This is a genomic window from Janthinobacterium sp. SUN026, from assembly GCF_030397625.1.
Lineage (GTDB): Bacteria > Pseudomonadota > Gammaproteobacteria > Burkholderiales > Burkholderiaceae_D > Janthinobacterium > Janthinobacterium kumbetense.
Genome location: NZ_JAPQNU010000001.1, coordinates 1,064,205 through 1,077,865, shown reverse-complemented (window position 1 = coordinate 1,077,865; position 13,661 = coordinate 1,064,205). Strand labels below are relative to the sequence as shown.

14 protein-coding genes are annotated in these 13,661 nt (G+C 64.2%); 4 read left to right on the top strand and 10 right to left on the bottom strand.

All coding sequences use genetic code 11. The features are described 5' to 3' along the window. Positions 1 to 148: 148 nt before the first annotated feature. Complete coding sequence (locus OX459_RS04915) at positions 149 to 646, top strand: pyridoxamine 5'-phosphate oxidase family protein (protein ID WP_099666979.1); 498 nt, start codon at positions 149 to 151, stop codon at positions 644 to 646. Positions 647 to 787: 141 nt separating this feature from the next. Here the strand turns inward: OX459_RS04915 and OX459_RS04910 are convergent, their stop codons facing one another. The 8 genes from OX459_RS04910 to OX459_RS04875 all read right to left on the bottom strand — a co-directional run bounded on the left by OX459_RS04910 (position 788) and on the right by OX459_RS04875 (position 9,617). Further along, entirely contained in the window at positions 788 to 1,051 is a 264-nt protein-coding gene (locus OX459_RS04910; RefSeq protein WP_077407571.1) for a hypothetical protein, read from the bottom strand. A gap of 200 nt (positions 1,052 to 1,251) precedes the next feature. Further along, positions 1,252 to 1,623: a KGG domain-containing protein gene (locus OX459_RS04905; protein WP_289904057.1), complete on the bottom strand. Its 372-nt coding sequence runs from the start codon at positions 1,621 to 1,623 to the stop codon at positions 1,252 to 1,254. A gap of 353 nt (positions 1,624 to 1,976) precedes the next feature. Continuing rightward, the gene (locus OX459_RS04900) at positions 1,977 to 2,375 is read right to left on the bottom strand and encodes an MAPEG family protein (protein ID WP_099666977.1); all 399 of its coding nucleotides are present in this window, start codon (positions 2,373 to 2,375) and stop codon (positions 1,977 to 1,979) included. 49 nt (positions 2,376 to 2,424) lie between these two features. Then, complete coding sequence (locus OX459_RS04895; RefSeq protein WP_289904056.1) at positions 2,425 to 5,829, bottom strand: PAS domain S-box protein; 3,405 nt, start codon at positions 5,827 to 5,829, stop codon at positions 2,425 to 2,427. After that, positions 5,826 to 6,950 carry a hybrid sensor histidine kinase/response regulator gene (locus OX459_RS04890; RefSeq protein WP_099668411.1) on the bottom strand — a complete coding sequence of 375 codons (1,125 nt, stop codon included), beginning with the start codon at positions 6,948 to 6,950 and terminating at the stop codon, positions 5,826 to 5,828. Before OX459_RS04890 ends, OX459_RS04895 begins: the two co-directional genes overlap by 4 nt. Before the next feature lie 106 nt (positions 6,951 to 7,056). Further along, positions 7,057 to 7,665 (bottom strand): chemotaxis protein CheB, encoded by a 609-nt coding sequence (locus OX459_RS04885; protein WP_099666975.1) that lies wholly within the window; start codon positions 7,663 to 7,665, stop codon positions 7,057 to 7,059. 1 nt (position 7,666) lies between these two features. Further along, a complete protein-coding gene (locus tag OX459_RS04880; RefSeq protein ID WP_034783398.1) occupies positions 7,667 to 8,500 on the bottom strand; it encodes a CheR family methyltransferase in 834 nt (277 codons plus the stop codon). Positions 8,501 to 8,630: 130 nt separating this feature from the next. After that, positions 8,631 to 9,617: an aldo/keto reductase gene (locus OX459_RS04875; RefSeq protein WP_289904055.1), complete on the bottom strand. Its 987-nt coding sequence runs from the start codon at positions 9,615 to 9,617 to the stop codon at positions 8,631 to 8,633. An 89-nt stretch (positions 9,618 to 9,706) separates the two neighbouring features. Here OX459_RS04875 and OX459_RS04870 point away from each other — a divergent pair, with 89 nt between their 5' ends. Both OX459_RS04870 and OX459_RS04865 read left to right on the top strand, forming a co-directional pair. Next, the gene (locus OX459_RS04870; RefSeq protein ID WP_289904054.1) at positions 9,707 to 10,597 is read left to right on the top strand and encodes a LysR family transcriptional regulator; all 891 of its coding nucleotides are present in this window, start codon (positions 9,707 to 9,709) and stop codon (positions 10,595 to 10,597) included. 128 nt (positions 10,598 to 10,725) lie between these two features. Further along, positions 10,726 to 11,175 carry a GAF domain-containing protein gene (locus OX459_RS04865; RefSeq protein WP_289904818.1) on the top strand — a complete coding sequence of 150 codons (450 nt, stop codon included), beginning with the start codon at positions 10,726 to 10,728 and terminating at the stop codon, positions 11,173 to 11,175. Positions 11,176 to 11,183: 8 nt separating this feature from the next. On the opposite strand, the gene OX459_RS04860 is transcribed toward OX459_RS04865, so the two are convergent. Together OX459_RS04860 and OX459_RS04855 are read right to left on the bottom strand one after the other, a co-directional pair. Further along, positions 11,184 to 11,780 carry a class I SAM-dependent methyltransferase gene (locus tag OX459_RS04860; RefSeq protein WP_180278714.1) on the bottom strand — a complete coding sequence of 199 codons (597 nt, stop codon included), beginning with the start codon at positions 11,778 to 11,780 and terminating at the stop codon, positions 11,184 to 11,186. Between the two features lie 38 nt (positions 11,781 to 11,818). Further along, entirely contained in the window at positions 11,819 to 12,709 is an 891-nt protein-coding gene (locus OX459_RS04855) for a DMT family transporter (RefSeq protein ID WP_289904053.1), read from the bottom strand. 107 nt (positions 12,710 to 12,816) lie between these two features. Between OX459_RS04855 and OX459_RS04850 the strand changes: the two genes are divergently transcribed. Next, positions 12,817 to 13,596, top strand: coding sequence for a helix-turn-helix transcriptional regulator (locus OX459_RS04850; RefSeq protein WP_289898580.1), 780 nt, complete (start codon positions 12,817 to 12,819; stop codon positions 13,594 to 13,596). Positions 13,597 to 13,661 lie beyond the last annotated feature (65 nt).

The following is a 13,661-nucleotide window of genomic DNA, read 5'->3' as shown; positions in this document are numbered from 1 at the left end:
TACATGGGGCGCCCCGCCGGGCCAGCGTTTTGTAACAGCTTTGAAACATGGCGCGAGGCAGGCAGTCGCCACTACGTAAGCTGCCGTACAGAGCCGCCTGCCACGCCCGCCTATGCTGTTGTTCAGGACAACCATCAAGGGAGCACCCATGCAAGCATATTCCAGCGAACAACTGGCCAGCATCGCGGCCAGGATCAAGGACGTCAAATTCGGCATGCTGACCACCAGCGATGACATGCGCACCCTCACCAGCCGGCCACTGACGCAGCAGCAGGTGGACAGCGAAGGGCACATCTGGTTCTTTGTCTCGGACGAAGCCGCCTACACGCGCGACTTGCTGAACAATCCGCAAGTCAACGTCAGCTTTGTCGATACGGGCGACAGCCTGTATGTGTCCGTCTGCGGTCACGCGCAGTTGCTGAAGGACCGCGCCAAGGCGGAAGAATTGTGGAACCCGCTGCTAAAAGCCTGGTTTCCGGGCGGACTCGACGATCCGAAGCTGTCGCTGATCAAGGTAACGATACAGTCAGCCGAATACTGGGATAGCAGCGCCAGCAAGATGATGCAATTTTATGAAATGGCCAAGGCCGCCATCACGGGCGAACCGCCAAAGGATCTGGGCGAACACGGACGGGTCGACCTGTAGCCGGGTCGCCAGTCTTACCAGCGCCGGCAAGCAGGCGACGTTGTCCACGCGCAAGGGGAAACGGCCAGCCGCCGTGCGCGAACACGACCGGCGGCTGGCCTTGCGGAAATTATCAGACAGTCAGGAAGGGAAGCTCAGACCTCAGACGCCCGTACTGCCCGTGGTGTCGGGCGCATCGTCGGCGCTCTGCCGGCTTTGCCCTGCGGAGCCGGACTGGTGATGCGGCAAGCGGTCGGCGCGCCGCACTTCGCCGATGGAAAACAGATCGTCGCCGATATCGAGGCCTTGCTCGCTATCGACCAGTACAAAGTTTTCGGCCGAGTCGGCCGTGCTTTGCTTGCTGCCCGCCGTGGATGGCGTGCCGCCCTGGCTATTGCCCGGTTGCGGCGTATTCGCGTTGCCCATTATCTTCTCCCTGATCATCAATGCGAGTTGACTGCGCGGCGATTGCCAGGCGATTGCACCTTGCCAGCGCAGCTATTTCATCATAGTCCATGCCTGCTGCATTGCATCAAAATTTTGCGGCGACCGGACAGATGCGGCCATGGCCAACGGCGTGCCTGCCGCTGGCCATGGTCACCGCTACCGCTCATTACCACTTGCTGCTACTTGTTGCGCGACCCCGCAGAACCCGAACCCGACCCCGCGCCGCCGCTTTGCTTGTTGCCACTGTCGCGGTTGCCCTCCTGGTTCATGCCGGCATTGTCGCGCGTGCCGCTGGAGCTGGAGGCGCTTTGCCGGCTGGCATCGTTCTTGTGGCTTTGGCTGCCTGCGCGGCGTGCCTCTTCCGACGTGAATTCATGCGCCGTGCCCTTTTCATGCGCGGCACGTCCGCCTTCGCTGGCGATTTCGCGCTGCTGGGCGGGGTCCATGGAAGCGAAACCCCGTTTGCTGGTATCGCTTTGCTTGCTGCCGCCGCCGCTACTGCTGCTACTGGTTTTACTACCTTGCTGTTTATTGTCGCTCGATGTGGCCATGATGATCTCCTTGATCGATGGAATCAGAAACAGTGCAAACCATGCAATTCTTTCCCCTCGCATGGCAAGGGAACCGTCATCTTAGTGCGCGCATGGGGTGCAAGAAATAGGAGGATGCCAAGAGCGCATGTAGGATGAGTCCCGCCCGTGGTGGCGTAGTTACTTTCAGTTTTCCACCAAAAGTACCAGACACTCAGCAGTTAGCGGGTAGTAGGTAGCTTAGCGGGCGCCGCACGCGTCGTGCGCAAGGCAGCGCACGCCGCCGGCCGCCGGGGTGGCCGGAGAACGGCGGCGTCGGAACTTGCCGCGCATCGCTTCGGGCGCGCGGCCGCGGAACGCCAGCGGCGAGGACTTCAGGAAGCGAAGAGGATGGCCCAGAACAGCATCAGCAAGCCGGCAATCGACACGCACCACACGAGCGTGCGCACGACGGGCACGCCAAACGCATACAGGGGCAAGTACAGCACGCGCGCGGCCAGGTACAGGGCGGCGCCATACAGGGTCAGCGCGCTTTCCTGCGCCGTCACGTGGGCGATCAGCACGGCGGCGGCGAACAGGGGCAGGGTTTCGAACAGGTTAGCCTGGGCCCGCTGCAAGCGGCCCGTGATCTTGCCCACGGGCGGGCCTTCCCCATCGCGTGCGCTCACGTTATACGCCGTGCCCGTCTCGCGCGTGCGAAACAGCGCGGGCAACAGGATTTGCACCAGCGCCAGCACGAGGGTACAAGCCAGCATCGTCAGTTCAGGAGTCATGCCTTACCTCTGCAGGGTGGGACAGGCTGGCCGTGCCGGCGCATGCCCGTCAGGGTTGGTCGAGTGCCGCTTGCAACTCCATCAAATCATAGGGCTTGCGCAAGACGCTGGCGGAAAAGCCCAGCTCATCCATCGATTCCTTGCCATAGCCGGTGGAAAAGATGATGCGCATGTCCGGTTTATCGCGCAGCACCATGCGTGCCAGCGCGATGCCGGACATGCCGGGCAGGCTGACATCCGTAAACAGGATATCGAAGTCTTGCTCGTTGAGCAACTCCCACGCCGCCTCGCCATCGGACACGCCGCTGACCGTGTGGCCCAGCATGCCCACCAGCTCGCACACCATCAGCTGGGAATCGAGATTGTCTTCCACCACGAGTATCTTCATCGAAGTCGGCATGTCCCCCTGCGGCACCAAAGCATGGCCCGTCAAGTCCAGCCCCGGCGTGCCGCCTCCCAGCACGCTGGCCGCCGTGCTGCCAGTTGCCAGCGTGCCGGCCACGGGCGCGCCGGACCGTTCGAACTGGCGCGCGCGCATTTGCTGCTGGCGGTTGGCCAGCACATGGCGCAGCTTGCGCGCCAGCTCTTCGCGCCGGTATGGCTTGCTGAGCAATTCCACCCCCGCATCGAGCCGGCCTTCGTGCACGATGACATCCTGCGCATAGCCCGAGGTAAACAGGACGGCGATATCGGGCTGCAGCTCGCGCGCCTGGCGCGCCATCTCCGTGCTGCTGACGGGACCGGGCATGATCACGTCCGTAAACAGCACGTCAATCTGCGCACCGCTGTGCAGCACGGCCAGCGCGCTTTCGCCATCCTCGGCCTTGAGCACCTTGTAGCCGAGCGCGCCCAGCATGTCGACCACGGTGGTGCGCACGCCCACGTCGTCTTCCACCACCAGCACCGTTTCCGTGCCGCCCGTGACGACGCCGCTCAACTCCAGTTCCTCGTCCGCTTCGGCCATCAGGGAACGGGGCAAATAGATTTTGACTCCCGTGCCCACGCCAGGTTCACTGTAGATGCGGATATGGCCGCGGCTTTGCGTGACAAAGCCGTACGCCATCGACAAGCCCAGGCCCGTGCCCGCGCCTTCCGGCTTGGTCGTGAAGAACGGTTCGAAGGCGCGCTGCAGCACGGGGCCGCTCATGCCGCGGCCCGTATCGGTCACCGACAGCATCACGTACTGGCCCGCCGGCACGTCGACCAGGTTGTGCACATACTGTTCGTCGAGCACGACGTTGCCCAGTTCGATGGTCAGCTTGCCCACGCCATCCATGGCGTCGCGCGCATTGATGGCCAGGTTGAGGATGACGTTCTCGATCTGGCTGCGGTCGACCAGGGTATTCCACAGTCCGCCGCCGCCCACCAGCACGATGTCGATCGCTTCGCCCAGGGCGCGCCGCAGCAACGCATCCATATTGCGCACCACGCGCGTCAAGTCGGCCACCACCGGTTGCAAGGGCTGGCGCCGTGCAAACGCCAGCAGGTGCGACGACAGCTTGGCACCTCGCTCGACGGCGGCGATCGCCGTGTCCAGGCGCTGGCGCATGAGGCCATCCGTACCCGCCAGGTGCTGCAGCAAATGCAAATTGCCGGAAATGATTTGCAGCACATTATTAAAGTCGTGCGCGATGCCGCCCGTCAACTGGCCAACGGCTTCCATCTTTTGCGCCTGGCGCAAGGCGTCTTCGGCCTTGGTGCGCTCGTTCACTTCCTGTTCGACCCGGTGTTCCAGCGTTTCGTTCAATTCATGCAGCGCTTTTTCCACGCGGCGCCGGTCCGTGATGTCCGTCTTGACGGCGATCAAGGAACGCGTATGACCCTGCTCATCGACCAGGCGACTGACATTGCTCGACACCCACACTTGCGAGCCATCGGGCTTCAGATAGCGTTTTTCCAGCGAGAACGATTCGCCCGTTTCCACCAGGCGCTGGAACAGCACGCCATTGCCAGGCACGTCCGCCGGATGCATGATGTCGTTCATATTCAGGCTCAGCAGTTCTTCGGCGGAACGTCCCAGCATGCGGCACAAGGCGCCGTTGACACGCTGGAAACGACCATCGAGGCCCAGCTCGGACAAGCCCACGGAAGCCTGGCCGAAAATGGCCGCCATGCGCTCCTGGCTGGCGTTGAGTTCATCCTCGATCTGGCGCCGCTCCGTCACGTCGAACGACACGCCCACGTAGCGGCGCTGGCCCGGCACGCGGCCGGCCACTACCTCGCCCTGGCGCGCGATCCAACGCAGCGCGCCATCGGCGGGACGGCGGATGCGGTACTCCACGTATTCGAGGGGATTGGGCGCCAGATCCAGCTTGCTGGGTCCGACCTTTTGCTGGTCGCGCGCATCGACCAGGCTCACCAGCAGGCGCTCCGTCACTTCTGTCTCGTCGGCAATGCCCCACAGGCGGCGGAAGGTGGGCGACACCAGCATCGCGCCCGTCTCCGGGAACCATTCGAAGGTGCCGATGCCGCCCGCCTGCTGGGCCAGACGCAACCGCTCCTCGCCTTCCATGCGCTCGGTGACGTCGATGCCTTCGACGAGGATGCCCGTGACCGCGCCCTCGTCATCCTTGATGGGCTGGTAGACGAAATCGATGTGGCGCTGGCCCGTCTGCCCGTCCGCCGTCTGCAAATCCACTTTGACCTGGCGCCCTTCGTAAGGTTCGCCCGTGCGGTAGACCTGGTCGAGCAGCGCGATGAAACCTTGCGCCTTGACTTCGGGCAAGGCCACTTCGACTGTCTTGCCCAGCAGCTCAAGTTCGGGACGTCCCACCAGCCGCAGATAATGTTCGTTCGCCAATTCGAACACGTGCTGCGGCCCGCGCAGCATGGCCATGAAGCTGGGCGCCTGCTGGAACAGGGCGCGCAGCAGCGCGCGTTCCTCGCCCAGGCGACGGTTGGCCGCGCGCACGGCCTCGCTCTCGGCTTGCAAGGTGGTGTTGAGTTCGCCCAGTTCGGCCGTGGCCAGCTTCAGCTGGCGCCCCTCCTCCATGCGCGCCGTCAATTCCAGCGCCGTGCACAGCACGCCATCGACCTGGCCGCCGGCGCCATGCACGGGCGTGTAAAACAGGTCGAAACAGACATCCGCGTGCTGTCCGCCGCGCAACAGCGGCAGGCAGCACTCGCGGTGCACCTGCGTCTCGCCGCGCAATCCCGCGTCGAGGATGCGCGCGTTCCAATCCCAGATTTCGGGCCAGACGGCCGGCACCGTGCCGCCCAGCGCCGCCGGATGGCGCGCCCCGGCGATCTGGATGTAGTCGTCGTTGTAAATCATCACATGCTGCGGGCCCCACATCAGCACCATCGCCATCGGCGAATTGAGGACGATGTCGACGCTGGTGCGCAAATTGGCGGGCCAGCCATCGAGGGCGCCCAGGCTGGTGGCGGACCAGTCGCGCTGGCGCACCAGCTCGCCCATGCTGCCGCCGCCGCGCGGCCAGGCTGGCGCGCTCATGTGGCCAATCCCGCTTGCACGCGCACCTGGCACTGGCGCGGGATGCGCACCGTCGCCAGCGTGCCCTGCGCGTCCGTCGAACTGAGCTCGACCGTGCCGCCATGGGCCTTGACGAACATGTTCACCGTGTACAGGCCCAGCCCCAGGCCCTGCCCCGTCCTGCGCTTTTCGCCCGCCTGCTGGAACGGCTCGAACAGGGTCGGCAGCAAGGCGGCGGGAATGACGCCGCGATTGGCGATGCGCAATTCAATGCTGTCGGCGTCGCGTCCGTCGAGGGCCAGCTGCACCGGCGCGCCCGCCTCGCCATGCGTGAGGGCGTTGCATAGCAGATTCGAGATGACTTGCGACAGCAAGCCCGCGTCGCATTGCCCGTGCAGCTCGCCAACACTGCTGAGTTCGACAAGGGGCGCCTGGCCGGCCGTCTCGAATTCCTCGACGATGGCACGCGCCAGCGCCAGGTAGTCGTGCGTGCTGCTGCGCAACTCCATCGTGCCGGAACGGATGCGCGCCAGGTCCAGCAACTGGTCGACCATGCGCGCCATGCGCTTGGCGCTGCTTTCGATGCGTTGCGCCGTGACAATCACCTTCGGGTGGTCGCTCATCATCGGCAACAGCATGGCGCCGTTCATCACCACCGACAGGGGCGTGCGCAAGTCGTGGCCCAGCACGGCCGTGAACAATTCATTCAGGTGCAGCGCATGCTTGAGCTCGTCGAGCTGGGCCGACAACTCGCGTTTCTGCTGGTACAGCTGGACCAGCACGGCCACCTTGCTTTGCAAGGCTTTCACGTCGATGGGCTTGTACAGGAAATCGACGGCGCCCGCCTCGTAGCCACGGAAACTGTAGCTCGGTTCGCGCGACGCGGCCGTGAGAAAAATCAAGGGAATGCTGCGCGTGCGTTCGCTGCCGCGTATCAGCTCGGCCAGCTCGAAACCATCCATCTGCGGCATTTGCACGTCGATCAGGGCCAGCGCCACGTCATGCGTCAACAGCAATTCCAGCGCCTCGGCGCCCGAGCCGGCCTTCAGGATGACAATACCGGGCCGCGCCAGCACGGCTTCGGCGGCGACCAGGTTTTGCGCGATGTCGTCAACGACGAGGATATGGATAGGGGCGGTCACGGAATCATCTTCAGGCATCGCAACGGCAAGATGCCATCGTGTTTCGATATGGACATAAACATTGTTTCAATTCTCACATATATTACACGCACTACACCATTCCCATTCACTTGTGTTCACCATCGCCGAGCAAGGCCAGGCTGGCAGCCATCTGCGGCAAATCGAGCACGCGGTCGGCGCCGGCCCGCTTGAGCGCGGCGGCCGGCATGATGCCACAACTGGCCAACTGCGGGTCTTGCACCCAGGCACTACCACCCAGCTGCCGCACGCGCGCCAGGCCCGCCGCGCCGTCGGCCGAGGCGCCCGTCAGGATGATGGCCAGCATGGCGCGCCGGTAGGCGTACGCGGCTGTTTCCAGCAAGACATCGATGGATGGACGCGAAAAATACACGGGCGCTTCCTGCGACAGGGAAAAGCTGCCATCGGGTTCGACTTGCAAATGGTAATCGGGCGGCGCGAAATACACGGTGCCGCCCTGCAAGGGTTCCTTGTCCTGCGCTTCGCGCAAGGGCAGCTGGCAACGTTCCGCATACAACTGCGGCAACTGGCTCGAACGGCCCGGCGCCAGGTGCAGCACCACGACCACGGCCGCGCGGCAGGTGGCGGGCAAGGCGCGCAGCACGATGCCCAGCGCTTCCACGCCGCCGGCCGAGGCGCCGATGGCGATCAGGCGCAGGCCGGCGGGCGGCGGCGCGACGTCGCAGGTCGGCAACATGTCAGGCACGCTGGAAGATGCGTTCAGCCGGGCTCAGCTCGTTGAAGCTGGCCGCATGGCGGCTGAAATGCAGGCTTTCCTTCATGCCCAGGCCCAGGAAGCCCCGGTTCACCAGCGCTTCGTGGAACAGGCCCAGGCTGCGGTCTTGCAAGTCTTTATTGAAATAAATCATGACGTTACGGCAGGAAACCATGTGCACCTCCGAAAACACGCTGTCCGTCGCCAGGCTGTGGTCGGCGAAGACGAACTGGCGCCGCAAGCGCCGCTCAAAGATGGCGCCCTTGTAGGCGGCCGTGTAATAGTCGGACAGCGAGCGCTTGCCGCCCGCCAACTGGTAATTCTCGCTGAACTGGGCGATGCGCTCGATCGGATAGATGCCCGCTTCGGCGGCGGCCAGCGCTTCCACGTTGATGTCGGTCGCGTAAATCATGCTACGTTCAAGCAAGCCTTCCTCTTCCAGCAAGATGGCCAGCGACCACACCTCTTCGCCGCTGCTGCAGCCGGCCACCCAGATCTTGATGGAAGGATAGGTGTGCAGGATGGGCACGACTTTTTCGCGCAAGGCGCGGAAATACGCGGGATCGCGGAACATCTCGCTCACTTGCACCGTGAAAAACTGCAGCATCTGCGCGAACATGGCCGGCTCGTGCAAGATGCGGTCCTGCAATTGCGACAGGCTGGCGCAGCCGAAGCGCTCCATGGCCTGACGCATGCGCCGGCGCAGCGACGCCACCGAATAATCGCGGAAATCGTGCTGATATCTCAACAAGATTCCCTCAAGCAACAATTTCAGTTCTATATCGAAAATATCGTCATCTAACAACATCCACCTCATCGGATACCTGAGCGTTGAACACAGTGCAACACACACCATGCAGTCACTGCCAAATGCTAGCAGATCGCCGGCGATTATCCCGCAAGGAAAGTGTCAGTTAGGTACGCTGGCGTACACTGCGCCATCTTTTTCAGGCATTCACGCCCTTCATGCCTTCCTCCGTGTAACGCGCGCCCGCCGCCATGCCCATAGGAAAGGCGGCATTCATCGCCGCCAGTTCCACGCCGTCCAGCCGCACGGCCAGCGCGCTCAGGTTGTCGTGCAAATACGCGATGCGCTTGGTGCCGGGGATGGGAATGAGGTCGTCCCCTTGCGCCAGCAGCCAGGCCAGCGCCAGCTGGGCCGGCGTGCAGCCTTTTGCGCGCGCGAGGTCCCGGACCTGCGCGACGATGGCCTGGTTGCGCGCCAGGTTGTCGGATGAAAAACGGGGATTGAACTGGCGGAAATCTCCCGCGTCGAGACTGGCCGCATCGGCGATGGCGCCCGTCAGGAAACCGCGCCCCAGCGGGCTGTAGGCAAAGAAGCTGGCGCCCACGTCGCGGCAGGCGGCCAGCACGCCCTGCTCCGGTTCGCGCGTCCACAGCGAGTATTCGCTCTGCACGGCCGCCACGGGGCAAACCGCCGCCGCGCGCCGCAAGGTGGCGGCGCTCACTTCGCACAGGCCCACGGCGCGGATCTTGCCCTCTTGCCGCAGCTGCGCCAGCGCACCCATCGATTCCTCCAGCGGCGTCTCCAGGTTCAGGCGATGCAGGTAGAACAGGTCGATGGCGTCCACGCCCAGGCGCGCCAGCGACGCTTCGCACGCCTGGCGGATGTAGGCGGGGGAATTGTCGACGCGGCGCGCATAACTGCCCGCCTCGCGCGCCAGGCCGCACTTGGTGGCGACCAGGGCTTGGCCGCGATGGCTGGCCAAAAAGCGCCCCAGCAATTGCTCGTTGTGGCCGAAGCCGTAGGCGTCGGCCGTGTCGAACAGGGTCACGCCCGCCGCCAGGGCCGCTTCCAGGGTGGCCAGCGATTGCGCCTCGTCCGTGGCGCCATAAAATTCCGACATGCCCATGCAGCCCAGGCCCAGTGCCGAGCTGGTCAAGCCGCTATTGCCGATGCGTCGTTGTTGCATGCTGCTCTCCTCACGTGTTGACTCGATGCAGCCAGTCTAGGCCGTGCCGGCCGGCGGGGGAATGCGCGATTTCGTGATACCTTTCTGGTATGAGAGCCCTCGATACCCATGCCTTGAGCCTGTTTTGCGCCGTCGCCCGCTGCCTGAACTTCCGCCAGGCGGCGGAGCAATTGCACATGACCCAGCCGCCCCTGTCGCGCGCCATCAAGACGCTGGAAGAGCGGCTGGGCGCGCGATTGTTCGAGCGCGACACGCAGGGCGTGGCCTTGACGCAGGCGGGGCATACCTTGCTGCCGCAGGCGCTGCACATCCTCGATTTACTTGATATTGCGCAAACGTCGCTGCGGCAAGACAGCGCGCCCGCGCGCCTGCGCCTGGGCTTGACCAGTTCCGTGGCGGCCGGCCTGTTCCGGCCCTTGCTGGCGGCGCTGGAAGGACAACTGGGCAGTATCCGCCTGGAACTGACGTCCGCTCCCTCGCCGCGCCTGGTGGCCGGCGTGCGCAAGGGCCAGCTCGATGCGGCCCTGCTGGCCTTGCCCAGCGCCACCTTCGAGCTGGCCGTGCAGCCGCTGGCGCGCCAGCCCATGATGCTGGCCCTGCCCGCCGGGCACCGGCTGGCGAAAAAGCGCAAGCTCACCCTGTTTGACATCGCCCAGGAATCCGTCTACTGGTTCGAACGGGCGCGCCAGCCCGCCTTCTTCGACCATTGCCAGCAGGTATTTCGCCGCAATGGCTTCGCGCCCGTCTTCCTGCGCGAAGCGCCCGACCACCATGTGCTGCTCGGCGACGTGGCGGCCGGCAAGGGCATGGCGCTGCTGGCCGACTCGTTCCGCGCGTTGCGCCTGGCTGGCGTGGTCTACCGGCCATTGGTGGAGGGTGAGGAATTGGCGGCCGGCATCGGCCTGGCCTGGCGGGACGACCACGGCCATGCGGCCCTGCCCCTGCTGCGCCGGCTGGCGCAAGAACATCTGAAAAAGTGAAGGCCGCGCACGGATGCGCCAGACGCGCTACCATGGCGCCTTCCCCATTTTTCAGCGCCACCACGACCATGACGTTTACCATCAGCGACGCCGCCTACGGCACCGATACCCCCGCAGCCAAGCACGCCATGTATGCGGACCTGCGCTCGCAACTGCAAGGCTTGCTGGCCGGCGAGAGCGATTTCATCGCCAATACGGCCAACTTCAGTTCACTGGTCTTCAATACGATGCCGGGCCTCAACTGGGCCGGCTTTTACTTCCTGAAAGGCGAGGAACTGGTGCTGGGTCCGTTCCAGGGCAAGCCGGCCTGCATCCGCATCAAGAAGGGCCGCGGCGTGTGCGGCACCACGGTGGTCGAAGGCAAGTCCATCGTCGTGCAGGATGTACACGCGTTTCCTGGCCACATAGCCTGCGACGTCAATTCCCGCTCGGAACTGGTGGTGCCCGTGTTTGCGCAAGGTCAAATCATCGGCGTGTTCGACCTCGACAGCCCCTTGCCAGGCCGCTTCGACGACGTCGACGCGCAAGGCGTCGAATCGCTGGTGCGCGTGCTGGAAGAAACTATCGTCGCCGGGTAACTAAGTAATTAGTTGCCCGCCTTGACGGCGATGAATTCGCCCTTGCCGACCGTCGCCAGGCACGCCGTGTAGCGGCTGTCGGCGCGGATGGCGTCGATAAAACCGGCCATGTCCGCGTAGTGCGAACTGGCGTTGTCGACCACCAGCACGCCGCCCGCCGCCAGCACGCGGTCCAGCTGCGGCCACCAGGACTCATATTGCTGGCGCGCGGAATCGAGGAAGATGAAATCGTAGGCACCGTCAGCCGCATCGCGCAGCACGTCACCCGCGTCCGCCAGCAACTGACCAATCACGCCTTGCAGTTGCGCGCGCACAAAGTTAGCATGCGCCATGTCGAACTTGTCCTGCGCCTTTTCCACCGTCACCACGCTGCCGCCCAGCGGCTGTACCGCGCGCGCCAGCCACAGGGTGGAATAGCCGTTCGAGGTGCCGATTTCCAGCACCCGCCGCGCACCGCGCGCGTGCACCAGCACGGCCAGCAACTCGCCCGTGTCGCGCGTGATGTTGAGCATGCGGCTGGCACGCTCCGTATGCGCCGCGTCATTGGTGTTACCGAATGCTTCGAGTTCACTTAACAGGGTATCGAGGGTATCGATGCTGTGCATGCCGCCTCCTTGTGCAAAGCATCAGCATAGCAAAAATACTACGCTTGTGCGCGCTTCAATGGGCGTTTCAGGTACTGCACCATCACCACGCCCAGCAGGGTCACGCCGCCGCCGATCACATCGTAGCTGTGCAAGGTTTCACCGAGGAACAGCATGGCGATAATCACCGTGAACACGGGCAGCAGATTCATCAAGGTCGTGGCGCGGCTCGGGCCCAGTTTGGCCAGGCCGTGCATCCACAAGAACGGCGCGATGATGGATGCGGGGATGCCGGCAAACAGCACCAGCGGCAAGCCGGCGCCGGTGACGGGCGGCGCCGACTGGCTCAGGTAATACACGAACAGCACGGGCACGGCGCACCACACCTGGATCAGCAGGGAGTGCCAGTTATTCAGGGGAATCTTCCAGCGCTTGAGCAGCACGCCATAGCCCGCATACGACAGGCACGCCAGCAGCATCAGGGCGTCGCCCACGGCCGCGCCATGGGCGATCAGGGCGGCCGGGTCGCCATGGCTGAGCAAGTAGCCGAGTCCCAGCAGCGACACGAAGCCGCCGAACACGCCGCCCACGGTGGGCGCCTCGCCCAGCAGCAGCACGGACAGGCCCACGGCCAGCAGCGGCATCAGCGATGCGAGGATGCCCATGTTGGTGGCCGTCGTCGTTTGCGCCGCGATGTACGCGAGGCACTGGTACATGACCATGCCCAACATGCCCAGCACAAACAGTTTCCCAAGATATGGTTTCACCACGGCCCGCTGCTTCCACACTGGACGCGCGAACACCAGCGCCAGCAGCACGCCGGCCAGCAGCCAGCGGTAGAACGAGATGGCGGCCGGATCGATCACGCCCACGGCCATCTTGCTGACGATGGTATTGATGGCCCAGATCAGCACGGCGATCACGGGAAACAGATAATGCTTGGCTTTCATGCAGGAACTCCACTATTCAACGAGCACCATTTTCGCATGGTCCGATTCCATGGATATAATGCATATCGGACAAACGATGCAAAGAACAGGACAAAACAGGAGATCCGATGGCCAGCAACCAGCACTTTCCCGCCGTTTCCGACGCCCTGCCCTATCCCGTGTACTTTCGCCTCGACGACTATCACGCGCACCAGCAATTCGATTACCAGAGCCATCCGTGGGGCCAGCTCACGTATTGCTCCACGGGCGTGATGGAAATCATGGTGGCGGGACAGCGCTACCTGTCGCCGCCCCAGTACGCCGTGTGGATACCGCCCGAAACCTTGCACGACGGCTATATCAGGCAGGATGTCGTGTTTCACTCCGCCTACATCGACGCCAGCCTGTGCGCGCAGTTGCCGGCGCAGCCGTGCGCGCTGGTATTGAGTCCCCTGCTGAAAGCCATACTCGGCGACTTTGCCGAACGGGGCGTCACCACGCCCGCCACGGCAGCCGACCAGCGCCTGGCGCAAGTGCTGGTCGACCAGTTGCAGCTGGCGCCGTGCAGCCGCAACTATTTGCCCGGCAGCGACGAACCCGTCATCGCGGCGCTGCTGGCCGCCCTGCAGCTTGATCCCGGCAGTAACCGCTCACTGGCCGAGTGGGCCGCGCAATTGCATGTGACCGAGCGCACGCTGGCCCGGCGCTGCCAGCGCGAACTGGGCATGCCGTTCGGCGAATGGCGCCAGCGCCAGCGTTTCCTGGCCGCCCTGCCCCTGCTGGAACAGGGAGCAACCGTGCAGGCGATCGCGCTGGAACTGGGCTACAGCACGGCCTCGGCCTTCATCGCCATGTTCCGCCGTCAAGGCGGCGGCACGCCGGACCAGTTCCGCCGCGGCCTGCGCTGAAAAAGGGGCCAGGGGTAGCCGCCTTGTCATATGGGGATGCTAAAATTCAAACATCTTTCCAGAGA